General features: G+C 70.0%; 21 protein-coding genes. 14 read left to right on the plus strand and 7 right to left on the minus strand.

Annotated elements, in window-relative coordinates; all coding sequences use genetic code 11:
* Positions 1–328: 328 nt before the first annotated feature.
* The 3 genes from MWN52_RS00865 to MWN52_RS00875 form a co-directional block, all read right to left on the minus strand.
* A complete protein-coding gene (locus MWN52_RS00865) occupies positions 329–610 on the minus strand; it encodes a contact-dependent growth inhibition system immunity protein (protein ID WP_286576115.1) in 282 nt (93 codons plus the stop codon).
* Positions 607–1,629 (minus strand): RNase A-like domain-containing protein, encoded by a 1,023-nt coding sequence (locus MWN52_RS00870; protein WP_425608064.1) that lies wholly within the window; start codon positions 1,627–1,629, stop codon positions 607–609. The genes MWN52_RS00865 and MWN52_RS00870 overlap by 4 nt, the downstream gene beginning before the upstream one ends.
* Positions 1,630–1,701: 72 nt before the next feature.
* Positions 1,702–2,064 carry an I78 family peptidase inhibitor gene (locus MWN52_RS00875; protein WP_286576116.1) on the minus strand — a complete coding sequence of 121 codons (363 nt, stop codon included), beginning with the start codon at positions 2,062–2,064 and terminating at the stop codon, positions 1,702–1,704.
* A gap of 54 nt (positions 2,065–2,118) precedes the next feature.
* Here MWN52_RS00875 and MWN52_RS00880 point away from each other — a divergent pair, with 54 nt between their 5' ends.
* Complete coding sequence (locus MWN52_RS00880; RefSeq protein WP_425608065.1) at positions 2,119–3,279, plus strand: DNA topoisomerase IB; 1,161 nt, start codon at positions 2,119–2,121, stop codon at positions 3,277–3,279.
* 69 nt (positions 3,280–3,348) lie between these two features.
* Here the strand turns inward: MWN52_RS00880 and MWN52_RS00885 are convergent, their stop codons facing one another.
* The 4 genes from MWN52_RS00885 to MWN52_RS00900 form a co-directional block, all read right to left on the minus strand.
* The gene (locus MWN52_RS00885) at positions 3,349–3,663 is read right to left on the minus strand and encodes a hypothetical protein (RefSeq protein WP_130530032.1); all 315 of its coding nucleotides are present in this window, start codon (positions 3,661–3,663) and stop codon (positions 3,349–3,351) included.
* A 100-nt stretch (positions 3,664–3,763) separates the two neighbouring features.
* Positions 3,764–4,003, minus strand: a complete 240-nt coding sequence (locus MWN52_RS00890; protein ID WP_286576117.1) for a hypothetical protein — start codon at positions 4,001–4,003, stop codon at positions 3,764–3,766.
* Entirely contained in the window at positions 3,990–4,436 is a 447-nt protein-coding gene (locus MWN52_RS00895) for a 3-dehydroquinate dehydratase (protein WP_286576118.1), read from the minus strand. The genes MWN52_RS00890 and MWN52_RS00895 overlap by 14 nt, the downstream gene beginning before the upstream one ends.
* A gap of 11 nt (positions 4,437–4,447) precedes the next feature.
* The gene (locus MWN52_RS00900) at positions 4,448–4,849 is read right to left on the minus strand and encodes a type II 3-dehydroquinate dehydratase (protein WP_286576120.1); all 402 of its coding nucleotides are present in this window, start codon (positions 4,847–4,849) and stop codon (positions 4,448–4,450) included.
* Positions 4,850–5,286: 437 nt separating this feature from the next.
* On the opposite strand from MWN52_RS00900, the gene MWN52_RS00905 reads away from it, so the two are divergent.
* From MWN52_RS00905 to MWN52_RS00965, 13 genes are all read left to right on the plus strand, one after another.
* Positions 5,287–6,030: a transporter gene (locus MWN52_RS00905; protein ID WP_345783522.1), complete on the plus strand. Its 744-nt coding sequence runs from the start codon at positions 5,287–5,289 to the stop codon at positions 6,028–6,030.
* 217 nt (positions 6,031–6,247) lie between these two features.
* Complete coding sequence (locus MWN52_RS00910; RefSeq protein WP_130514578.1) at positions 6,248–6,340, plus strand: potassium-transporting ATPase subunit F; 93 nt, start codon at positions 6,248–6,250, stop codon at positions 6,338–6,340.
* A 13-nt stretch (positions 6,341–6,353) separates the two neighbouring features.
* Positions 6,354–8,057 (plus strand): potassium-transporting ATPase subunit KdpA, encoded by a 1,704-nt coding sequence (gene kdpA, locus MWN52_RS00915; protein ID WP_286576121.1) that lies wholly within the window; start codon positions 6,354–6,356, stop codon positions 8,055–8,057.
* A gap of 12 nt (positions 8,058–8,069) precedes the next feature.
* The gene (gene kdpB, locus MWN52_RS00920) at positions 8,070–10,112 is read left to right on the plus strand and encodes a potassium-transporting ATPase subunit KdpB (RefSeq protein WP_286576122.1); all 2,043 of its coding nucleotides are present in this window, start codon (positions 8,070–8,072) and stop codon (positions 10,110–10,112) included.
* Between the two features lie 56 nt (positions 10,113–10,168).
* Positions 10,169–10,759, plus strand: a complete 591-nt coding sequence (gene kdpC / locus MWN52_RS00925; RefSeq protein ID WP_286576123.1) for a potassium-transporting ATPase subunit KdpC — start codon at positions 10,169–10,171, stop codon at positions 10,757–10,759.
* Positions 10,760–11,137: 378 nt separating this feature from the next.
* Complete coding sequence (locus MWN52_RS00930; RefSeq protein WP_286576124.1) at positions 11,138–13,795, plus strand: sensor histidine kinase; 2,658 nt, start codon at positions 11,138–11,140, stop codon at positions 13,793–13,795.
* Positions 13,779–14,492 (plus strand): response regulator, encoded by a 714-nt coding sequence (locus MWN52_RS00935; RefSeq protein ID WP_130514587.1) that lies wholly within the window; start codon positions 13,779–13,781, stop codon positions 14,490–14,492. The genes MWN52_RS00930 and MWN52_RS00935 overlap by 17 nt, the downstream gene beginning before the upstream one ends.
* A 52-nt stretch (positions 14,493–14,544) precedes the next feature.
* Positions 14,545–14,826: a hypothetical protein gene (locus MWN52_RS00940; RefSeq protein WP_286576126.1), complete on the plus strand. Its 282-nt coding sequence runs from the start codon at positions 14,545–14,547 to the stop codon at positions 14,824–14,826.
* Between the two features lie 11 nt (positions 14,827–14,837).
* On the plus strand, positions 14,838–15,170 hold the full coding sequence (locus tag MWN52_RS00945) for a hypothetical protein (protein ID WP_286576127.1): 333 nt from the start codon (positions 14,838–14,840) through the stop codon (positions 15,168–15,170).
* Between the two features lie 296 nt (positions 15,171–15,466).
* Positions 15,467–18,118, plus strand: coding sequence for a DUF2339 domain-containing protein (locus MWN52_RS00950; RefSeq protein ID WP_286576128.1), 2,652 nt, complete (start codon positions 15,467–15,469; stop codon positions 18,116–18,118).
* 13 nt (positions 18,119–18,131) lie between these two features.
* On the plus strand, positions 18,132–19,454 hold the full coding sequence (locus MWN52_RS00955) for a DUF3999 domain-containing protein (RefSeq protein WP_286576130.1): 1,323 nt from the start codon (positions 18,132–18,134) through the stop codon (positions 19,452–19,454).
* Between the two features lie 289 nt (positions 19,455–19,743).
* A complete protein-coding gene (locus tag MWN52_RS00960; protein ID WP_130514591.1) occupies positions 19,744–20,130 on the plus strand; it encodes a BlaI/MecI/CopY family transcriptional regulator in 387 nt (128 codons plus the stop codon).
* Between the two features lie 2 nt (positions 20,131–20,132).
* On the plus strand, positions 20,133–21,962 hold the full coding sequence (locus MWN52_RS00965) for a M56 family metallopeptidase (protein WP_286576133.1): 1,830 nt from the start codon (positions 20,133–20,135) through the stop codon (positions 21,960–21,962).
* Positions 21,963–22,229 lie beyond the last annotated feature (267 nt).

Genomic DNA, 22,229 nt, shown 5'->3' on the forward strand with positions numbered 1-22,229 from the left:
GAAGGAGGGGCAGGCGGCACCCGAGCCCTTCGATGGGCGGCGCAGACGTGAAGAAGGTGTCACCGGACTTGCGATGACACCACAACTTGGTGCGCCGCCGCAACGCCTGCGCCACCTTGGTGCAGTGACGGTTTCAGGGGCAACAAACCCGAGGCTTTCCGATCAGTCTCCTTGCGACCCAACCCGCCAAGGGTGGGTAGTTTCAGGCATGCACGACAGCCCGGGTGCGTCTTGAAAGAGCTAAAGCTAACGGACTGTTTTTTCAACTGCAGCGCCTACAACACATCCGCGAGGATTTTTGCATTGCCAGCAGCCGATTCGCCTCGACTCAACAGCCACGTATGCGTGTGATTTCCGAAACGAGCGCCCTAAAGAAATTCGTAGGAAGAGGCGGGATGTACTCGACAGAGAGGCGGGAAAGTTCGGTATAGAGCATCTGGTTCGAAGGGAACCGGATCAGAAGCGCTTTTAGACCTTCAGTCAGATCTTCGATCCACGGTGAACTGTTCGTCCTAACCAACTCATCCGCCAGTTTCTCAGCGGAGCCAAACTCCCGGGCAAAGTCCTGGTGGAGATAAGGGGCGAAGAATTCGTCGACGAGATTGATCATGGTACTGGGTAGCCCGTAACTATTTTGAAACCTTGCGCCATTTCGGACGCGCGTTGTAGAACAAATCTTCCCGTAGGCGATTCTACTGCGGTAGCTGCGCCGCGAACGAGTACGCTACCAACAGAGCTTGCTGCAGTCCCCTCAATGACTAAGCGAGCTCCGCCGTTTCCGGCTATCCAAGAGGCAACCTGTGTTTGGTTTGCCGCCAATGCACTGCCTAAAGAAGTTTCAGCGGTTGAGGCCGAGGCAAACGTAGAAGCCGCTTTAATGCCCGTGTCGGTTGCAAGTCGCCCCGCAAGCTGTGCCGCAGAGAGGCCGACATGCCTTGCAACCATATGCCCGCCAGCGGCCTCCGACGCAGAAATCAGCGTCCCCAGCCCACCGCCAGTACCACCTGCGCCCGCTGACGTGGCAGCAGCAGTCGCAGCGCTTTCCGGCAAAAGGGCAAGCGCCGGTGGACCCACAAGCATGAACGCCGTGATGGCAATGGCAGGTTTTTCGAGAGGTTTGTAAACACTTAGGTTGCCCGCTTCGGCATCCGTTTTTAATCGATCACCGAACCGATCTGCTGCCTCTTGCCGACCATCAGAATCGGTAAATGTGTAGGGGTTATTCGCGGCATACTTGTAGCGATTAAAGTTCCCGCCCGTAGCCGTGTTAGCGCTCACCGGGTCCACCGATAGAAACCGCCCGATGTTCGGGTCGTAATATCGCTGCTGCATGTAGTTCAGCCCGGTGGCCGCATCCAGCACATGTCCGCTGTATCCGGGTCCGTCGGTATCTGGACGGTTCAGTACGTCGCCATAAGGGGCGTACTCGGTGCGTCCGATGACGTTGCCGTTAGCGTCGGTCACCGCGACGGGGCTTCCCAGTGCATCGGTATGGATGTATTCAACGGTTTGCGCATGAACCGAGGCGCACAAACCAGCCGCACCCGTGAGTGCGACTATTTTCTTCCACAAATAAAGCTTCCAATCGGACGGAGTTTTCGTAACCGCGGTCTTGGCGCTGGCGTTCACCGAGTCCATTCCTTGAGCCCTTGTGAAGGGCGAAGAGTAGCCTGCCGAGAGGGTTTGAAATAGAGGCGCGCGTCAGCCGCAGCGCACGGAGATCGCCACGCCCTTCTCGTCGACCTCGATGTTGAGCCGGCTCTCGTTGAATTCCAGCGTCACCGGCTGGTTGGGCTTGAGCGTGCGCGCGCTCTTGGCGCCGGCGTCCTTCTGCGCCTGGTCCACGTCGGCCTGGGCCGGCGTCTTGCCGACGATCCACTGCGCCTGGGTGGCGTCGCAGGCGCTGGCGTCGGCCGGCGGCGCGGCTTCCGGCGTCGGGGTGGCGGCGGCATCGGCGCGCTGCTCGGACTGGGCCACGGCCTGTTCCTGTTCGTCGGGATTGGGCGCGGCGCAGCCGGCCAGCGCGAGCAGCAGCATCAGCGAGGAGGCGGAGAGGGGGGACATGCGAAGGCTCCGTGACGATGAGGGCCTCATGTTAACCAGCCGACGCGCCCGCGCATGCGTCGGTTGACGGCGCTTTCATGCACGAGCAGACAACGTGCCGCCGGCATGGCTGCCTCTCCCAATTCCCGCAAGCGCACCCCCGCCCCGCCCGCGGTCCCGCCGCCGATGGCCGACGTGGCCAAGCTGGCCGGCCTGGTCTATGTCAGCGATGCCGAGCCCGGTTACTCGCGGCGACGCGCCGGCAAGGGCTTCGGCTATCGCGACCCGGAAGGCCGCGCGGTGCGCGATGCGCTGACCCTGACCCGCATCCGCGCGCTGGCCATCCCGCCGGCCTATACCGAGGTCTGGATCTGCCTGCAGGAGCGCGGGCATCTGCAGGCCACCGGGCGCGATGCGCGCCGGCGCAAGCAGTACCGCTATCACCCGGACTGGATGCAGGTCACCGGCGAGGGCAAGTTCGACCGCATCGTCCAGTTCGGCGCCGCCCTGCCGCGCCTGCGTCGGCGCCTGCGCCAGGACCTCAAGCGCCCCGGCTTCCCGCGCGAGAAGGTGCTGGCGATCGTGGTGGCGGTGATGGCCGAGACGCTGGTGCGCATCGGCAACGCCACCTACGCCCGCGAGAACCGCTCCTTCGGCCTGACCACGCTGCGCAACCGGCACGTGGCCTTTGCCCGCGACCGGGTGCGGCTGAAGTTCCGCGGCAAGGGCGGGCTGGAGCACGACATCGGCATCGACGATGCGCGCCTGGTCAAGCTGATCCGCGCGGTGCAGCACCTGCCGGGGCAGGCGCTGTTCCAGTACCAGGACGACGACGGCACGCTGCAGCCGGTCGACTCCGGGCAGGTCAACGCCTACCTGCACGAGGTGATGGGCGAGGACTTCACCGCCAAGGACTTCCGCACCTGGGGCGGCACGCTGGCGGCGTTCAAGCTGCTGGCGGCCACGCCGCTGCCCGAGCCGCCCAGCAAGGCCGCGCTGAACCGCGCCAAGAACGGGGTGATCAAGGAGGTCGCGCGGGCGCTGGGCAATACGCCGGCGGTGTGCCGCAAGGCGTACATCGACCCCTGCGTGTTCGTGGCCTGGGAGGACGGGCGCCTGCAGAAGATCGCCGGCGACGCGCGCGGCGAGCGGCAGTGGGAGCAGGCCGCGCTGAAGCTGATGGCCAAGGTCCACAAGGTCCCGCTCGGCAAGACCAAGCGCGCGGCCGCGGCCTGATCCGGACCCGGACACGACGACGCCGGCGCGAGCGCCGGCGTCGGGACAGCGGATGCGCCCGCGAAAGGCTTACCGCATCGCCACCGTGGTGCCGCTGCAGCCGATGGCGGTGATCGCGTTGTGCTCGCCGACCTGCACGTGCACGGTCGAGCCGCCTTCGGTCGCGGTCGCGGCCTGATCGCCGGTGGACAGCGCGGTGCTGTCGCTGTCCACGCGGATGCGCTCCAGCGTCGGCTGCGCGGCGGCCAGGCCGACCGCGCCCTTGACCATGTCGGTATGGCAGGTGCCGGAGATGGTGCCGTCCAGTGGCTGGAACGCCAGCGGCGCCGAGGCGCAGGCGGACAGGGCCAGGGACACGGCGGCGGCGGTCAGGGCAAGACGCATGGCAACTCTCTCCAGTGGGCAGCGGAGCTAAGCATTGCCGCGATCGTGTTGCGGCGTGATGAAGCCGCGTGTCATCGCATGTCAGCGGGCCTGGCGTGTCCTAGAGCCGCGCCAGCGTGCGGATGCGCACTTCGGTGGCGCCCACGCCGTGGCGGTCGGCCGCGCGCTGCTGCAGATCGTGCAGCCAGGCCGCGTCCGCGCCGGGCAGCGGGTCGCCGGGCGGCCCGGCCTGGATCAGCTGGCCCCAGGCGATCGCCTGGCCGCCCACCCACACCTCGTAATCGACGAAGTAGCGCACCGCGACCGGCGTGCGCGCCGGGCCCGGCTCAGGTGCCCACATGGACATCGTCCAGTTCGCTGCAGCCCAGATGTTCCAGCGCCAGCGATAGGGCCAGGGTGTAGCTGTGCGCGCCGTAGCCCTGGGCCCGGCCGACGCGCCGGCCGCTGGCGTCGGGCAGGCAGGCCTCGGGCTGGCCGGGCGGGTCGTCGTGCACTTCGATGTAGGGCAGGGGCTGCTGTGCGAGCAGCGCGTGCAGGCGCGGGCTGGCGCTGCAGGCGCCGGGATCGAGCAGCACCAGCTCGACCTGGGTGCGCCGGCACAGGGTGAGGGTCTGCAGCAGCTCGCGCTCGCTGGCGCAGCTGCGCAGGGCGATGGTCTTGCCGGCGCAGCAGGCCAGCTCGGCCAGCCCGTGCATCACCGGCGAGGGCAGCGAGGCCGGCGGCGCGGGCGTGGCATGGAGGCGGTCGGGGCCGCGGACGATGACGATGGACATGGGGGCGGCCCTCAGTGCGGGTCGAGCGGCGCGGCGACCAGGCGCGTGGCCACGGCAAACGCCATGGTCAGGCGTGCGGCGGCGTCGCGGTCGACGTTGAACACGGCCAGCGCCTCGTGCTGCGGATGGGCCCAGTGGGCGAATTCCTGGGCGCTGTGGTCGTGCAGTTCGATATACGGCGCGTCCAGCGCATCGAGCGCGTCGCGCAAGGCCGCGCCGTGCAGGGCGCAGTCGCGCGCGGACCACGCGCCGGGGTCGAGCACCACCAGCGGCGCGCGCTGGCGGCGGGCCAGGTGCAGGCCGCCGACCATGGCCGGCAGCGTGTCGCACTGGATCAGGTCGATGGACAGCGCGGCATGCGGGGGCAGTGAGACCGGGCCGGCGGCCGGCCCTTGGAGCAACACGATGGACATGAACATGGCAGCTGACAGCGCACCACGGTGCGGGACGCGCATGGTTCGCGCCGAGGGCATCAACGCGCCATGCGCATCGGCGCCTGCGGCATAAATTCTTCGCAATCTCTGCGCCGCGCAGCACGCGCGCCTGGCGATTTGATGCGGTTTTTATGTCAGAGGCAGCGGGCGCGGATGGTGTCTTTACGCCGCCCCTTCCTATCTTGCGCTGGCCTTGCAGCGTGGCGTGGCGAGGCCACCCACGCACTTAACCCAGCAGATCGACATCCCGTGCAAAGGTCGTGGAATGTCGTCATACCGCGCGTCCGCTGATTGCCGGGCGACGCCAAGGAAGCTTCGTTTTGAACATCGAGACATCACTCAACGCGCCGCGTGGGCGCGCGCCGCTGGCCTCTGGCGCCCTGGTGCTGCTCGGCCTGGCCTGTGCGGCCCCGGCCATGGCGGCCGGCGACGACGCACCGCTCTGCACCGACCGCCCGACCAAGAGCAATGCGGTCTGCACCGTTCCCGCCGGCGATTGGCAGGTGGAAGCGGATGTCACCAGCTACACCCGGGATACCCAGCCCGCGACCAGGACCGAAACCTTCGCCTTCGCCAATACCGGGCTGAAGTACGGACTGAGCGACGACACCGACCTCCAGCTGTACTGGTCCCCGCAGGTGGAAGTGCGGACGCTGGATCGCACCGACGGCGCCATGTCCCGCCTGTCCGGCGGCGGTGATGCGACCCTGCGCCTGAAGACCCGCTTCTACGAGGGTCCATCGGTGAGTGTGGCGGTGATTCCGTTCGTCAAGATGCCCACGGCCTCCGACGGCCTGGGCAATGACAAGTGGGAAGGGGGCGTGGCCCTGCCGATCAGCCTCAACCTGCCGCGCGGCTTCACCCTGCTGCTGGGGCCGGAGCTGGATGCGCTGGCCGACAGCGACGGCAGCGGCACGCACCTGGGCGTGACCAATCTGGTCAACCTCTCCCATGCGCTCACCCCGCGACTGGGCGTGGCGGTGGAGCTGTGGTCCTCGGTGAACAAGGACCCGGCCGGCACGATCAGGCAGGCCTCCGCGGACGTGGCGGTCAGCTACCTGCTGGCTCCGAAGTTCCAGATCGATCTCGGCGCCAACTTCGGTCTGAACGACCGGACGCCCGATGTCCAGGGCTACGTCGGATTCGCACATCGGTTCTGAGCCGCGCGGCCTGGCCGGGCGGAGATTTGATGAAGAATTTACGCACGGCGGCGCATCGCGCCTAGCGCCTTTACCGGCACGCGCTCGACACTTTCGCCCGTTCCGGCACACCCGGGGCGGGCGCCGCATGCAGGGAGCTGCATGCCCCCTTTCCTCATTCCCCTGCGGATCGCGCGGCACGCATGGCCGCCGACCGCAGTCCATGGAGACACAACCAATGCCTGGCTGGCTAGCTTTGACCTGTGGTGCGCTGGTGATCCTCGCCGCCGCCTACCTGCTCTACGTCGTGCTGCGACCCGAAGACTTCTGAAGGAACCCACGACATGCTTGAGATCTTCCTGATCCTGGCCGCCGCGCTGCTGCTGGCCTGGCCGCTGGGTCTGTACCTGGCCCGGGTGATGCGCGGCGCGCCGATGCGCGGCGATGCGCTGTTCGGCCTCGTCGAGCGGCCGCTCTATGCGCTGCTGGGCGTGGACCCGGCACGCGGCATGTCCTGGCGCGGCTACGCCGGCGCCTTCGTGCTGAGCAATGTGGTGGTGGGCGTGCTGGTGTGGGCGATGTTCATGACCCAGGCCTGGCTGCCGCTCAATCCTGACGGTGTGCCCAACATGCGCTGGGACCTGGCGCTGCACACCATGGTCTCGTTCCTGACCAACACCAACCAGCAGCATTACTCCGGCCAGGCGCAGCTGTCCTACCTGTCGCAGATGGTGGCCATCACCGGGCTGCAGGTGGTCACGCCGATGATGGGCCTGGGGCTGGCGGTGGCCACGCTGCGGGCGTTCTTCGGCAAGGGCCGCGCCGCCGATGCGCAGGAAGGCGATGCGCGCGCGGTCGATGTGGGCAACTACTACAGCGATGTGATCCGCGCCTGCGTGCGCTTCATGCTGCCGCTGTGCCTGCTGTGGACGCTGCTGCTCGGCAGCCAGGGCGTGCCCTCCACGCTGCAGGCCGGTCCCACGGCCACGCCGATCGCGCACAGCGCGGACTTCAGCGCGCAGAAGCTGCCGCTGGGCCCGGTCGCGGCGATGGTCGCGGTCAAGCAGCTGGGCACCAACGGCGGCGGCTGGTACGGGCCCAACAGCGCCATGCCGCTGGAGAACCCGACCCCGTTCTCCAACGCGCTGGAATGCATCGCGCTGGTGCTGATCCCGATCGCGGTGGTGGTGATGGTCGGCGCGTTCACCGGCCGGCGCAAGCTGGCCGGGCTGATCTTCGGCAGCATGCTGGCGATGTCGGCCGCCTCCACCGCGGCGCTGGTGTGGGCCGAAGGCCATTCGGCCAGCGCCGCCAGCCCGCTGCTGATGGAAGGCAAGGAGGTGCGCTTCGGCGCCGTGCCTTCCGCGCTGTGGGCGGCGCTGACCACGCAGACCTCCAACGGCTCGGTCAACGCCATGCACGACTCGCTCAGCCCGCTCAGCGGCGGCGTGGCCATGATCGACATGCTGATCAACGCCATCTGGGGCGGCATCGGCTGCGGCCTGCAGCAGTTCATCGTGTACCTGCTGCTGGGCGTGTTCCTGGCCGGGCTGATGACCGGGCGCACGCCGGAGCTGTTCGGGCGCAAGATCGAGACCGCCCAGGTCAAGCTGCTGGCGCTGCTGATCCTGCTGCAGCCGATCGTGCTGCTGCTGTTCACCGCCATCGCGCTGGCGGTGCCCGCGCTGACCGCCAACTCCAATCCCGGCTTCCACGGCATCAGCCAGGTGTTCTACGAGTACGCCTCGGCCTTCGCCAACAACGGCTCGGGTTTCGAGGGCCTGGGCGACAGCACGCCGTGGTGGAACCTCAGCTGCACCCTGGTGCTGCTGCTGGGCCGCTACCCGGCGCTGATCGTGCCGCTGGTGGTCGCCGCGCAGCTGGCGGCCAAGCGCGCCGCGCCCGAGTCGCCGGGCAGCCTGCAGATCGAAACCCCCACCTTCGCCCTGACCCTGATCGCGGTGATCGCCGTGCTGACCGTGCTGCAGTTCATGCCGGTGCTGGTGCTGGGCCCGGTCGCCGAACACCTGGCGCTGATGGCGCACTGAAGGACGCTGAACATGAACTCCCAAGTCCATTCCCACCGCGCGCCGCAGCGCCTGCTCGATGGCGCGGCCATCCGTGCCGCGCTGCGCGATGCGGTGCTCAAGCTCAATCCCGCCAAGCTGGTGCGCAGCCCGGTCATGGCCGTGGTCATGGCCGGCACCCTGGTCGCGCTGCTGGTCACGCTGACCGGCAACGCGCCGCTGGGCTTCGGCCTGGCGGTCAGCGCGATCCTGCTGCTAACGGTGCTGTTCGGCAATTTCGCCGAGGCCATCGCCGAGGCGCGCGGCCGCGGCCAGGCCGCCTCGCTGCGCACCGCGCGGCAGGACCTGATCGCGCGCAAGGTCGATGCCATCCAGGGCCACGCCAGCGAACGCAGCCTGCCGGCCGCGCAGCTGCGCCCGGGCGATCTGGTGATCGTCTCGGCCGGGCAGCAGATCCCGGCCGACGGCGAGATCGTGCGCGGCCTGGCGACCATCAACGAGGCCGCCGTCACCGGCGAATCGGCGCCGGTGCTGCGCGAGGCCGGCACCGACCGCAGCGGCGTGATCGGCGGCACCAAGGTGCTGACCGACGAGATCGTGGTGAAGGTCACCGCCGAGCCGGGCAACAGCTTCCTGGACCGCATGATCGCCCTGGTCGAGGGCGCCAACCGGCAGAAGACGCCAAACGAGATCGCCCTGACCCTGCTGCTGGCGGCGATGACGCTGACCTTCCTGATCGTGGTCGCTACGCTGCCGGCCATCGGCGCGTTCGTCGGCGTGCGCGTCGACCCGCTGCTGCTGATCGCGCTGCTGGTCTGCCTGATCCCGACGACCATCGGCGGCCTGCTGCCGGCCATCGGCATCGCCGGCATGAACCGCGCCCTGGCCGCCAACGTGCTGGCCAAGTCGGGCAAGGCGGTAGAAGTTGCGGGCGATGTGGACGTGCTGCTGCTGGACAAGACCGGCACCATCACCCACGGCGATCGCCAGGCCACCCACTTCCATACTTTGGCCGGCATCGACGCGATCCAGCTGCGCGAGGCCGCGCTGCTGTCCTCGCTGGCCGACCCCACGCCGGAGGGCAAGTCGATCGTGCGGCTTGCGCGCGAGCAGGGCTGCACCGCCGCCGAGCCCGACCAGGCCGAGTACCTGGCCTTCACCGCGCAGACCCGCATGTCCGGCGTGGACGTGGCCGGCCGCGCGATCCGCAAGGGCGCGGTCGATGCGATTGCCGCCTACGTGACCGCGCTGGGCGGCAGCGTGCCTTCCGAACTGGCCGGCCGCGTCGAGCAGGTCGCGCGCGGCGGCGCCACCCCGCTGGTGGTGGTCGAAGGCCGGCACGTGCTGGGCGTGATCGAGCTGTCCGACGTGGTCAAGCACGGCATCAAGGAGAAGTTCGCCCAGCTGCGTGCGATGGGCATCAAGACGGTGATGATCACCGGCGACAACCCGCTCACCGCCGCGGCCATCGCCGCCGAGGCCGGCGTGGACGACTACATCGCCCAGGCCCGCCCCGAGGACAAGCTCGCCCGCATCCGCGCCGAACAGGCCGGCGGGCGGCTGGTGGCCATGGTCGGCGACGGCACCAACGACGCCCCGGCGCTGGCCCAGGCCGACGTGGGCCTGGCGATGAACTCCGGCACCCAGGCCGCCAAGGAGGCCGGCAACATGGTCGACCTGGACAGCGACCCGGCCAAGCTGCTGGCGGTGGTGGAAGTGGGCAAGCAGCAGCTGATCACGCGCGGCGCGCTGACCACCTTCTCGCTGGCCAACGACGTGTCCAAGTACTTCGCCATCCTGCCGGCGCTGTTCGCCGCGGCGATTCCCTCGATGGCCGCCTTGAACGTCATGCACCTGTCCAGCCCGCGCAACGCGGTGCTGGCGGCGCTGATCTTCAATGCGCTGGTGATTCCGGCGCTGATCCCGCTGGCCCTGCGCGGCGTGCGCTTCCGCCCGGCCACGGCCACCGTGCTGCTGCGCCGGAACATGCTGATCTACGGCGTGGGCGGCGTGGTGCTGCCGTTCGTGGCGATCAAGCTGATCGATCTCGTCCTGAACGCGGTGGTGGGCGCATGAGCCGCGTCGACCTCGCCCAGACCCTGTTGTCCCGCCCTTCCGGAAAAGGAGCTGCCATGTCTTCCCCTGTTCTGCAGGACCGCGCCGCGTGGCGGCCGGCTCTGGTGCTGTCCCTGGTCGCGCTGCTGGTGATGGGGCTGCTGTACGCCTTGGCCGGCACGGGCCTGGCGCGCGTGGCGTTTCCCGAGCAGGCCACCGGCAGCCTGCTGCGGCGCGGCGATACCGTGATCGGCTCGGCGCTGGTGGCGCAGCCGTTCGCCGGCGATCAGTGGTTCCAGCCGCGCCCCTCGGCGGCCAAGTACGACCCGATGTCGGCCGCCGGCAGCAACCAGGCGCGCAGCAATCCCGACGCGATCAAGCGCGTGGACGACGCGATCGCGCAGGTCGCCGCGCGCGAGCGTGTGTCGCCCTCGCAGGTGCCCTCGGACCTGGTGACACAGTCCGGCGGCGGCCTGGACCCGGACATCTCGCCGGCCGCGGCGCGCATCCAGATCGCCCGCGTGGCCCGTGCGCGCGGCTTGCCGGTGGAGACGGTGGCCGCGCTGGTGAAGTCGCATACGACCGGCAAGCAGTTCGGCGTGTTCGGGCAGCCGCGGGTGAATGTGGTGGCGCTGAACCTGGCGTTGGAGGACGCCTCCAAGCGCTGAGATCGAGGCCGGCGTCGGCTCCCCCAATTCGTCATTGGTGTCGGCCCCTGCAAAATTCGTCATTCCCGCGAAAGCGGGAATCCAGGGACGTTGCTTCTGGCTCTACGCATGCGGCGCACTCACAGCGGCAGGCCGCGGATCAAGAGCTTCACCCCACGGGGTACTGACGCGGACAAAGAGAGCCCAATTCAAAGGCAAAAGCGGAAAGTCCCTGGATTCCCGCTTTCGCGGGAATGACGGATTTCAGGTTGGCGCTTCGGTCTCGAGCGGACGCTCGTCCCACGGACAGATCATTGCCCCTTGCGGATCAAAGAACCCTGTCCAACCCACTCAAGCCTCAACCACCAAAACCCCAAGCAACCCAAGCAAAATCTCCCCATGACCGACCCCCGCACCCGCCAGGCCGACGCCCTCATCGAGGGCTTGCAACGCGAGCACGGCGGCCAGCTCACCGTGTTCCTCGGCGCGGCGCCCGGCGTGGGCAAGACCTACGCCATGCTCGGCCGCGCGCGCGAGCAGCTCCGGCGCGGCACCGACCTGGTGGTCGGCATCGTGGAGACCCATGGCCGCAGCGAGACCGCCGCCCTGGCCGAAGGCCTGCCGCAGCAGCCGCGCAAGCGCGTCGAGTACCAGGGCCGGGTGCTGGAGGAGATGGACCTGGACGCGCTGCTGGCGCGCAAGCCGGCCCTGGTGCTGGTGGACGAACTGGCGCACCGCAACGCGCCGGGCAGCCGCCACGAGCGCCGCTGGCAGGACGTGGTCGAACTGCTCGATGCCGGCATCGACGTGTGGACCACGATCAACGTCCAGCATCTGGAAAGCCTCAACGACATGGTGCTGCGTATCACTGGCGTGCGCGTGTCCGAGACCGTGCCCGACGCGGTGTTCGACCGGCTCAACGACATCGTGCTGGTCGACATCCCGCCGCGCGAGCTGGTCGAACGCCTGCAGCAGGGCAAGGTCTATCTGCCCGACCAGGCGGCGCAGGCGCTGCAGGCGTTCTTCTCGCCGTCCAACCTCACCGCGCTGCGCGAGCTGGCCATGCAGACCGCGGCCGAGCACGTGGACAACGCGTTGCGCGAGGACGCCGCCGCGCGCGGCCAGGCCGGCGTGCCCGTGCGCCGGCGCGTGCTGGTGGCCATCGACGGCGGCGGCCAGAGCGAATACCTGGTGCGCGTGGCCCGGCGCATAGCCGAACGCCGCGGCGCGCCGTGGACCGTGGTCACCGTACAGCGGCGCGGGTTCGATGCCGAGAGCCAGCAGGAGATCGACCGCGCCTTCGCCCTGGCCCGCCGCCTGGGCGGCGAGGCCGAACTGCTGCACGGCCCCAACATCGCCGACGCCCTGCTCGACCACGCCGGCCATACGGGCGTGTCCACCCTGGTGCTGGGCCGCACGCGCGAGCGGCCGCTGGCGCGCATGGTCAACCGCACCCTGACCCAGCAGCTGATCCAGCGCGGCGCGCACCTGGAGATCAACATCGTCAGCACGCCGGCCGCGCGCGCCCGGGCGCGGCGCAGCCTGCATGCGCTGCCGCAGCGGCTGAGCCGGCACGATGCCGGCTTCTCGCTGCTGGCGACGGTCGCCGCGGTGGCGCTGGCCTGGATCGCGCAGCGCTGGGTCGGGCTGGACGATCTGTCGATGGTGTTCATCGTCGCGGTGGTGGTGGTGGCCGCGCGCACGCGCATGGCCGCGGCGGTGCTCAGCGCCGTGCTGTGCTTCCTGGCCTACAACTTCTTCTTCATCGAACCGCGCTTCACCCTGCACATCAGCGCCGAGCAGGGCGTGGTGACGGTGTTCCTGTTCCTGGCCGCCGCGCTGGTCGCCGGGCGCCTGGCCTCGCGCCTGCGCATGCAGGTGCTGGCGCTGGCGGCGGCCAACCGCCATGCCACGGCGATGCAGCAGCTGGGGCGCGAGCTGTCCACCGCCGCCGACCTGGGCCAGGTGCTGCAGGCCGGTCGCCGCGCGTTGGAGCGGGCGCTGGACGCGCAGGCCTGGCTGCGCGTGGGCGAGCAGGTCGAGGCCGCGCCCACCGCCGCGCTGGGCGATACCGACCATGCCGCCGCGGCCTGGACCCAGCGCCACGGCGCGCCCAGCGGCCGGCATACCGACACCCTGGCCGGCGCGGGCTGGTGGTTCGTGCCGATGACCGCCGGCGAGCGCACCACCATCGGCGTGGCCGGGCTGCGCATGGACGATCCCTCGCCCCCGGGGCTGGAGCGCCGCCGCCTGGCCGAGGCCATGGTCGAGGACATCGCCCAAGCGGCCCTGCGCACGCGCCTGGTCGGCGACCTGGAGAACGCCCGCATGAGCGGCGAGACCGAGCGCCTGCGCTCGGCCCTGCTGTCCTCGGTCAGCCACGATCTGCGCTCGCCGCTGGCGGCGATGATCGGCTCGGCCAGCAGCCTGTCCGGCTACGGCCAGGCCATGCCGGTCGAGGACCGGCGCGCGCTGCTGGACACCATCCTCACCGAAGGCGAGCGCCTGGACCGCTACATCCAGAACCTGCTGGACATGACCCGCCTGGGCCACACCGGCCTGACCCTCAACCGCGACTGGATCGGCGTGGACGAGCTGATCGGTTCGGCCGTGCGCCGGCTGCAGCGCTACCAGCCCGGCGTGCGCGTGGAGACCGCGCTGGCGCCGGAGCTGCCGATGCTGTGGGTGCATCCGGCGCTGGTCGAGCAGGCGGTGTTCAACGTGCTGGAGAACGCGGCCAAGTTCTCCCCACCGGACCAAGCGGTGCGCGTGTCGGCCCAGCTGGCGCCCGGCGGACTGCGCATCGATGTGGCCGACCGTGGCCCGGGCATCCCCGAGGACGAGCGCGCGCGCATCTTCGACATGTTCTACAGCGTCGAGCGCGGCGACCGTGGCCGCCACGGCACCGGTTTGGGGCTGACCATCTGCCAGGGCATGATCGGCGCGCACGGCGGCAGCGTGGAGGCACTTCCCGGTCAGGATGGGCGCGGTACGCTGATCCGCATCACCCTGCCGCTGCTGCAGCCACCGCCCCGCAACGATGCCGACGACGACTGAAGCCCCCACCACGCCCGCGCGCGTGCTGGTGATCGACGACGAAGCGCAGATCCGCCGCTTCCTCGACATCTCCCTGCGCGCGCAGGGCTACGTGGTGCTGCAGGCGGCCGATGGCCGCGCCGGCCTGGAGACGCTGGCCACGCAGGGCGCGGACCTGGTGATCCTGGATATCGGCCTGCCCGATCTGGATGGGCACGAGGTGCTGGCGCAGTTGCGTCAATGGAGCCAGGTGCCGGTGCTGATGCTCAGCGTGCGCGCCGCCGAGAGCGAGAAGGTCGCCGCGCTCGACGGCGGCGCCAACGACTACGTCACCAAGCCCTTCGGCACGCAGGAGCTGATGGCGCGCGTGCGCGGCCTGCTGCGCCAGCACGTGGTGGCCGATGCCAGCGCGCCGCCGCTGTTCGACGACGGCCACCTGCACATCGATCTGGTGCGCCGCGAAGTGCACCTGGACGGCGCCCCCGTGGTGCTGACCCGCAAGGAGTTCGCCCTGCTCTCGCTGCTGGTGGCCAACGCCGGCCGCGTGGTCACACAGCCGCAGCTGCTGCGCGAGGTCTGGGGCCCCACCCACACCGAGGACACCCACTACCTGCGCGTGCTGGTCGGCAAGCTGCGCGCCAAGCTCGGCGACTCGGCCCTGGCGCCGAAGTACCTGGCGACCGAGCCGGGGGTGGGGCTGCGCTTTCTGGGGTGTTAGCCGGCATGCTCAGCGTCATTCAAAGGTCAACTTTCAGAAGGCATTGAGCGATATGAGCCTGACCCAGGAACAAGTCCTGGCTTTTGCGATCACTGAGATCCGCCAGCTCCTGGCGGGTTATCTCGGAAGCCAGGCCGATGCGGATTTATCCGTACGGATTGCCGCTCATCTGGCGTACGCACTCCACAACCAGGCCCACGCTGTTCTGGAAGGAAAGTCTTTCGATACCCAGCAAGCGCTTCGGGCGCTAGGTGCAGTCGACAGCATGCTTGGGACCGAGTATGAGCGGCGGCTGCCTGGACTGATGACTGGGCTGGCAGGCCAAGCGCCGTGAGGTTCACCGGCATGCTGGTCGCGGTACTGCTGATGTCGGCCTGCACTGGGCCAGGTGCCAAACGTCTGGAGGGCGCGCAGCTGGTGATAGCGCTTGAGCAGCAGGTGAGACTTGCGAAGGACGCTTCGCCGTTGTCCGATTACACGCGCTACTACACGCTCACCGCCGAGGGCATGCTGGTCGGGATTTACGTCAAGGACTTTGACGGCGGTGATCGTCAGGCGCACTTGGTTTCGAAGCGCGAGATGCCGCTCATTCTCGACGGTGGCTGTAACGTGATCCACCTGCGCTACGACCCCGGCGCGAACAAAGTACTGCACGTTTTCTGCAACGGCATCGCCTGATGCACGCCCCTGCAGGTGGAGACCCGACCCACGCCGTTCGTCGGCCATGACCTCCTGCAGGTTTGACTGCAGTTGTCGCCGCGCCTGGGTCGACTACAAGTGCAGGCGGCCGGAGACGGTGAGGGAATGCGACGGAAGCACCGGAGGTCGCCGGTCGTCCCGCCGGAGACCTGACCCGCCCGTGCGTACCGGTCGCCATGGCGGAGTGCCGCACGCTATGGGCGCAGAGATGGACGGCGCCTGTTCAGCCTTATCATGCCGATCAGGGAAGGGCACGGTGCCCGCGGAGAGTGGTCGTGGAAGCAGGCATTGCCTTGGTCGTGCTGGTGCTGCTGGCCGTGCCGGTGGCGCTGGTGGTGGCGCTGGCTCAGATCGCCGGACTGAAGCGGCGCCTGCGAATGCTCGAGGAGCGGCTGGACGCACGTACCCCCTCGACGTCGACCGACTCGCGCGCGGCAAGCGCTTCGGCCTGGAGGCCGGAGGACGAGCCCGCGCAGTCGGCGCTCGATGCGCTCACCGAGCGCGACGACCCGGGGTCGCCTTCCTCCGTTGCATCGGAGGACGTTGCCGCCCGGCCGGTGGCCGCCTCTTCCGCGCAGGAAGGCCCGCCCCCGCTGCCTCCTCCCGAGCCGGTCCAGGCCGGCGACGTGCACGGCCCCTCCGTTCTGGAGCGCGCGCTGGCCGCCGCGAAGCGGTGGATCACTGAAGGCAATGTGCCGGTCAAGGTCGGCATGCTGGTGCTGCTGGCCGGCGTGGCAGCGCTGCTCAAGTACGCCGGCGACCAGGGCTGGTTGACCCTGCCGGTGGAGCTGCGCTATGCCGGCATCGCCGCCGCCGCGCTGGGCGGGCTGGTGTTCGGCTGGCGCCAGCGCTTCGCGCGGCGCGGCTTCGCGCTGGCCTTGCAGGGCGGTGCGATCGGCGTGCTGCTGCTCGTGGTGTTCGCTGCGTTCAAGCTCAGCGCGCTCATGGCCGCGCCGCTGGCGCTGGGGTTGAGCGTGGCCCTGGTGGCGAGCATGTGCGTGCTGGCGGTGGCGCAGGATTCGCGCACGCTGGCGATGTTGGCGCTGCTCGCCGGCTTCATGGCGCCGGTGTGGCTGTCCGACGGGAGCGGCAACCACGTGGCGCTGTTCGCCTACTACGCGATGTTCAACGCGGCGGTTTTCGCCATTGCCTGGTTCCGCGCGTGGCGGGTGCTGAACCTGCTGGGCTTCGCCTTCACCTTCGGCATCGGTACGGTGTGGGGCGTGCTGTCTTACCGGCCGGCGCTGTTCGCCAGCGCAGAGCCTTTCCTGCTGCTGTTCTTCGCCTTCTACCTGCTGATCCCGGTGCTGCACGCGCGCCGCGGCGACGTGCGCGCTCCCATGGTGGACGGCAGCCTGCTGTTCGGCACCCCGCTCGTGGCTTTCGCCCTGCAGGCGGGGTTGCTGGACGGCGCGCGCATGCCGCTGGCGCTGAACGCACTGGTCCTGGCGGCGATCTACGCCGCGCTGGCAGCGTGGCTGCTGCGTGGCGACCGCACGCGTCTGCTTGGCCAGGGCCATGCGGCGCTGGCGGTCGGCTTCGCCACCCTGGCCATTCCTCTCGCGTTGTCGGCGCGCGCTACCGCCAGCGTGTTCGCGCTGGAAGGCGCCGGGCTGCTGTGGCTGGGCCTGCGCCAGCAGCGGCGCCTGCCGCAGCTGGCCGGTGTGGCACTGCAGGCGATGGCGGCGGCCGGCTATGCGCTGGGCACGGATGGGATGACATTGGATGAGAAGGCCGTCGCCAATCCCGGTTTCATGAGCGCGTTGTTGTTGGCGTTGGCGGGCTTGGCCAGCGCGTGGACACTGCGCGCGCATGAACGGCGCCGGGAAGCGCTGCTCGCCTACCTGTGGGGCTTGGGATGGTGGTGCGTGGCAGGGGTGGTCGACATCGTGCGCTTCGTCCCCGGACAGGCCGTTCCCGATGCCTTGCTGGCCTGGACGGCGCTGAGTGGCGCGGCCGCGGCCGAGGCGCATCGCCGGCGTCCCGCCGCGCCGCTGGCGTGGACGATGATCGCGGCCCTGGCCGTGGCCTTCCCCCTCGTCGCCTGGCAGATCGCCGCGCATGACCAGCCCTTTGCTGGTTCGGGCGGGCCCGCATGGGTGGTGTTCGCTGCGCTCGCCTTGCGCGGTCTGTGGAATCTGCGACGCGCCGGCGGCGGCCGCGCCAGCATGCTGGCGCAATGCCTGTGGGTGCTGCTGTGGCCGACCGTGCTGGCATTAGGCGGCGCCTGGGTGGCGGAGCGTTTCGACCTGGCCGATGGCTGGCGCTGGGCGCTGGCCGGCTGGCCGTGGCTGTTGGCCACTGCGCTGGCGCTGTGGCGATGGTCGTGGTTGGCGTGGCCGCAGAACGCGGACGTCGCTGGGCTGCGCGGGCCGCTGATGCGCGTACTGTTCGCGATCCTGGCGCTTGGCTGGCTGGGCGTGTTGATGAGCCCGGCCTCGCCGGCGCCGCTGCCGTGGCTGCCGCTGCTCAATCCGGGCGAACTGGCGCAGCTGGCGATGCTGGTGCTGCTGGGGCGTTGGCTGGCGCAGGACTGGTCGCCGGCGATGTTGCGGCGGCAACGCCTGTTTGTGCTGGCCGGAGGCGCCCTGCTGCTGCTCACCGGCAGCGTGCTGCACGGCGTGCACCACTGGGGTGGGATCGCCTGGGACGCGCGCCTGCTTTCGTCCAGTCTGGCGCAGACCAGCCTGACGGTGGCCTGGAGTCTGTTGGGGGTCATCGGTTGGGTGCTGGGTTCGCGCCGGGGCCAGCGCCCCTTGTGGATCGCCGGCGCCGCGCTGATGGCGCTGGTGCTGGCCAAGCTGGTGCTGGTGGACCGCCAGCATCTGGGCAATCTGCTGGGAATCGGTTCGTTCATCGCCTACGGCCTGCTGTGCACGGCGGTGGGCTACCTGGCGCCGGCGCCTCCGCGCCGGCGCGATGCTTGAGGACACCGCACGCATGAAACGTTGGCTGATCCTGGCCCTGCTGTTGGCCCCGGCCGCTCCAGCCGCGGATCTGCGCGGCGACTACGCGCGCCAATGGCCGCTGCAACTGTCTCCGGCCGACGCTGGCGCCTACCGCGTGGCGCTGGACGCGACGGTGTATCGCACCGCCATCGATGCATCGCTGCGCGACGTGCAGCCGCTCGACTCGGGCGGCCAGCCGCTGCCTGCGGCGCTGCTGGACGCGCTCGCGTCCCAGGCGCAGCCACGGCTGCAGCCGCTGCCCGTTTTCGCGCTGCCGTCGGTGCCGGCGTCCGGGCAATCCACCGACGTGGTCGCCGAACGCGATGCCAGCGGCGCGGTGCAGCGCATCCAGACGCGCACGACCATGGCCGCCGACGGCCTGCCAGCCTGGCTGCTAGATGCCAGCGGCGTGCATGAACCGCTGCGGGCCCTGCGCTTGGACTGGCCGGCCACGCAGGCCCAAGCGCAGGTGCGGGTGGAGGTCAGCGACGACCTGCGCGACTGGACCACGGTACAGGCGGCGACCACGCTGGTGCAGGTAGACAATGGCACCCAGCGACTGGCACAGCGGCGCATTCCGTTGAACCTGCGCGCGCGCTACCTGCGTCTCACCGCGTTGACGCCGGGCCTGGTCGCCATCAGCGCGGCGCAGGCCGAACTGGCGCCACAGCGGACGCAGGCGCCGCTGCAATGGCTGGAACTGGACGGCGCCGCGCGCGAGGGCGGCTATGTGTTCACCACCAGCGGGCGCTTCCCCGTGGAGCTGGCCGATGTCGCGCTTGCCGGCAACGACGCCATCCAATGGCGGCTGCAGAGCCGTGATGCGGACGACGCCCCTTGGCGCGAGCGGGCCGGTCCGTGGCTGGCATTCCGCGTCGGCGGCGATGCGGCCTCCCGGTCGCAACCGCAGTCGTTCGAACTCACCCGCGACCGTCAGTGGCGGCTGTTGCCGGCCGACGGCGCGACCGTCTCGGTGCCGCCGCGCCTGCGCCTGGGTTGGCGGGCGGAGGAACTGGTCTTCGTCGCCAGCGGGCAGCCTCCTTACATCCTGGTCGCCGGCAGTGCGCGTGCGGCGCGCGCCAACGCCCCGCTGCAATCGCTGCTGGATAGCCTGCAGCGGGCAGGCGGTCCGCAATGGCAACCGGCGCCGGCCACCCTCGCCGCGCCCAGCGATCTGGCCGGCCAGGCCGCCTTGCAACCGGCGCGCGACTGGAAGACATGGCTGCTATGGGGCCTGCTGGTACTTGGCGCGCTGGTGGTGGGCGGCTTCGCCCTCAGCCTGTTGCGTGGCGCCTTCGGCGCAAAGCCTGACTGATCCAGCATGGGCGCGGGCCTGGCTGCGATGGCGCCTGCTGCCAGCGCACAGGGCCTGGGTTCGTGATGCGACGCTGAGGCCTTCGCAGGCGAACCGGCCGGTATCCGGATCCCCCGCGATTCCGTCCTTCAACGAGTGCAGACGAACTCCCGGCGCTTGCGCACCGGGGAGGCGCGGTGGTGGCGATGCAGGATGGGCAAGCCGTTCGTCAGCCATGACCTCCGGCAGGGTTGACTACAGTTGTCGTCACGGCTAGGTTGACTACAAGTGTAGGCAACCGGAGACGGCCATGCGCCGCAAGAGCATCGGGGACCAGGAGCTGGCGCTGCTCCAGTACATCGGCGAGCAGGGCGAGGCGACGGTAGGCGAGGTGGCCGCTGGCTTCGGCGAGGCGCGCGGGCTGGCGCGCTCGACCGTGCTGACCATGATGGAGCGCCTGCGCACCAAGGCCTACCTGCGGCGCAAGCAGGTCGACGGCGTGTATCGCTACGCCGCCACGGCCGGCCAGGACGCGGTGGTCCAGGGCGCGGTGCAGAGCTTCGTGGAGAAGACGCTGCAGGGCTCGGTCTCGCCGTTCGTGGCGTGGATGTCCCAGCGCAGCGAGGTCAGCGACGATGAGCTGGCCGAACTCGAGGCGCTGGTCGCCAAGCTGCAGTCGCAGCGCAAGGAGGGCTGAGCATGGACGCCCTCGCCTCGGAACTGATCACGCGCCTGGCCACGACCAGCGTGCAGACCGCGCTGCTGGTCGCGCTGGTGTGGGCGCTGTGCCGCGCGCTGCCGCGTCTGCCGGCGTCCACGCAATGCTGGCTGTGGTGGACGGTGGCGCTGCAGGCGGTGATCGGCCTGGTCGCCGCGCCGCTGGAGCTGCCGTGGCTGCCGGCCGCCGCGCGCGCATCGGCCGCCGCGCCCGCTTTGGTGCCTGCGGCCGAAGCGACCGCGCCGCTCGTGATCGCGCCGCTCGCTTCGGCGCCCACCCTCGCGCCGCTGTGGGCGCTGCCGGCCTGGCAGACGGTGCTGCTGGCGCTGTGGCTGGCCGGGATCGTCGTGATGGGCCTGCGCACGGCGCTGGCCTGGCGCGCGAGCCGCGCGCTGGTGCGCGCCTCGCATCCCTGCGATGACGCGGTGCTGTGCGGCGCCCTGCGCCTGGCGGCCGAGGCCCACGGCCTGCGCACCGCACCGCCGCTGCGGCTGTCGCGCCAGATCAGCTCGCCGCAGCTGGTCGGCGTGCGGCGCCCGGTGCTGCTGCTGCCCACGCCCGAAGCTGCCCGCATCGGCGACGACGACCTGGACATGGCCCTCACCCACGAGCTGGTCCACCTGCGTCGCCGCGACCTGTGGTGGGGCCTGCTGCCCGCGCTGGCCCAGCACGTGGCCTTCTTCCATCCGCTGGTGCATTACGCGGTGCGCGAATACGGCGTGGCCCGCGAGGCCGCCGTCGATGCCGCGGTGATCGCCGGCAACCGTCACTGTCGCGGCGATTACGGCCGCCTGCTGGTCCGCCTCGGCGTCGCGCCGAGACCGGGGGCGGGCCTGGCCAGTGCATCGCCGTCCTTCCTCAGCCTCAAACGGAGACTGCTCATGCTGCAGAACACGCACTCCTTCCCGCGCATCGGCGCGGTCCTGATCCTGGCCGGTGTTGCGGTGGCCGGCGTCACTCCGCTGCGGCTGGTGGCGGCCGCGCCGGCCCCGCAGACGCCGGTAGCCGACGCCAAGCCCGCTGCTGCCGCGCAGCCGGCCGCCGCCGCCGCGCCCGCGGCGCCTGCGGCCCGGGCGGCCGGCATGCGTGCCCTGCTGGCGCCTCCCGCTCCGCCGCCGCCGCCGCCCGCGCCACCGGCAGACGCGGTTCCTGCGCCGCCGGCCCCGCCCAAGCCGCCGGCCACGGCGTTCAGCACCCGGGGCCTGTTCCACCAGTCGCATGACCCCACTCGCGACGCCTACGTGCTGGTGCAGGGCAATGAGAGCACGATGAGCGGGTCCTCCGAAGATCTGCGCCGGGCGCGCGCGCTGGACGACGGCAAGGGCGTGCTGTTCGTGCGTCGCGCCGGCAAGAGCTACGTGATCCGCGACGCGGCCACCCTGTCGCGCTTCAAGGCGGTGTATGCCGAGACCTCTCGCATTGGCGAGGCCCAGGGCAAGCTCGGCGAGCAGCAGGGCGCGCTGGGCGAACGGCAGGGCAGCATCGGCGGGCGCATGGGCGAGATCGGCAGTCGCCTGGGTGATCTCGCTGTGCGCGAGGCGCAGCTGAGCCTGGCCGGCGGCGACAGCGCCGCCGCACGCAAGGCCATCGAGGACGCCCACCGCGCCACCGAGAAGGCCCGCGCGGAAATGGACGACCCGGCCATGCAACGCGAGATGGCCGAGCTGTCCCGCCAGCAGGAGGCGCTGGGCCAGCAGCAGGCCGTGCTGGGCAAACAGCAGGCCGCCGCCAGCGCACGCGCGCAACGCGAGGCGGAGAGCATCATCAACCAGACCCTCCAGAGCGGCCTCGCCCAGCCCATCGACGGCTGAGTGCTTGGTGCGAGAAGCGGGCGGGTCGTGAACGAGGCTTCGGCACCCGCATGATGCGGGTGCCGAATGCTTTCCGGGTTCTTCGAATCGCGGCACCGCGGCCGGTCTCGGCACTCGCTGGGCCACGGCGACGGTGAGAGCGAAGCAGACGCTGCAGGCCGGCATCCCGTCAGTGAGGCGAGCAGCGGCTACGGAACGCGTCGCGAATCGAAGCTTGGAGCGATCTCCCTGAGCGGCACGCTCAAGGGCCGTCCTCGTCAGCCCTCG

The sequence above is a fragment of the Pseudoxanthomonas winnipegensis genome (genome assembly GCF_030322905.1).
Classification (GTDB): domain Bacteria; phylum Pseudomonadota; class Gammaproteobacteria; order Xanthomonadales; family Xanthomonadaceae; genus Pseudoxanthomonas_A; species Pseudoxanthomonas_A winnipegensis.

Coding starts and splice junctions, on each gene's coding strand:
- MWN52_RS00865 (WP_286576115.1), bottom strand. CDS start 610: ATGATCAATCTCGTCGACGAATTCTTCGCCCCTTATCTCCACCAGGAC.
- MWN52_RS00875 (WP_286576116.1), bottom strand. CDS start 2,064: ATGTCCCCCCTCTCCGCCTCCTCGCTGATGCTGCTGCTCGCGCTGGCC.
- MWN52_RS00880 (WP_425608065.1), top strand. CDS start 2,119: ATGCGTCGGTTGACGGCGCTTTCATGCACGAGCAGACAACGTGCCGCC.
- MWN52_RS00885 (WP_130530032.1), bottom strand. CDS start 3,663: ATGCGTCTTGCCCTGACCGCCGCCGCCGTGTCCCTGGCCCTGTCCGCC.
- MWN52_RS00890 (WP_286576117.1), bottom strand. CDS start 4,003: ATGTGGGCACCTGAGCCGGGCCCGGCGCGCACGCCGGTCGCGGTGCGC.
- MWN52_RS00895 (WP_286576118.1), bottom strand. CDS start 4,436: ATGTCCATCGTCATCGTCCGCGGCCCCGACCGCCTCCATGCCACGCCC.
- MWN52_RS00900 (WP_286576120.1), bottom strand. CDS start 4,849: ATGTCCATCGTGTTGCTCCAAGGGCCGGCCGCCGGCCCGGTCTCACTG.
- MWN52_RS00905 (WP_345783522.1), top strand. CDS start 5,287: ATGGCGGCCGGCGACGACGCACCGCTCTGCACCGACCGCCCGACCAAG.
- MWN52_RS00910 (WP_130514578.1), top strand. CDS start 6,248: ATGCCTGGCTGGCTAGCTTTGACCTGTGGTGCGCTGGTGATCCTCGCC.
- kdpA (WP_286576121.1), top strand. CDS start 6,354: ATGCTTGAGATCTTCCTGATCCTGGCCGCCGCGCTGCTGCTGGCCTGG.
- kdpB (WP_286576122.1), top strand. CDS start 8,070: ATGAACTCCCAAGTCCATTCCCACCGCGCGCCGCAGCGCCTGCTCGAT.
- kdpC (WP_286576123.1), top strand. CDS start 10,169: ATGTCTTCCCCTGTTCTGCAGGACCGCGCCGCGTGGCGGCCGGCTCTG.
- MWN52_RS00930 (WP_286576124.1), top strand. CDS start 11,138: ATGACCGACCCCCGCACCCGCCAGGCCGACGCCCTCATCGAGGGCTTG.
- MWN52_RS00935 (WP_130514587.1), top strand. CDS start 13,779: ATGCCGACGACGACTGAAGCCCCCACCACGCCCGCGCGCGTGCTGGTG.
- MWN52_RS00940 (WP_286576126.1), top strand. CDS start 14,545: ATGAGCCTGACCCAGGAACAAGTCCTGGCTTTTGCGATCACTGAGATC.
- MWN52_RS00945 (WP_286576127.1), top strand. CDS start 14,838: ATGCTGGTCGCGGTACTGCTGATGTCGGCCTGCACTGGGCCAGGTGCC.
- MWN52_RS00955 (WP_286576130.1), top strand. CDS start 18,132: ATGAAACGTTGGCTGATCCTGGCCCTGCTGTTGGCCCCGGCCGCTCCA.
- MWN52_RS00960 (WP_130514591.1), top strand. CDS start 19,744: ATGCGCCGCAAGAGCATCGGGGACCAGGAGCTGGCGCTGCTCCAGTAC.
- MWN52_RS00965 (WP_286576133.1), top strand. CDS start 20,133: ATGGACGCCCTCGCCTCGGAACTGATCACGCGCCTGGCCACGACCAGC.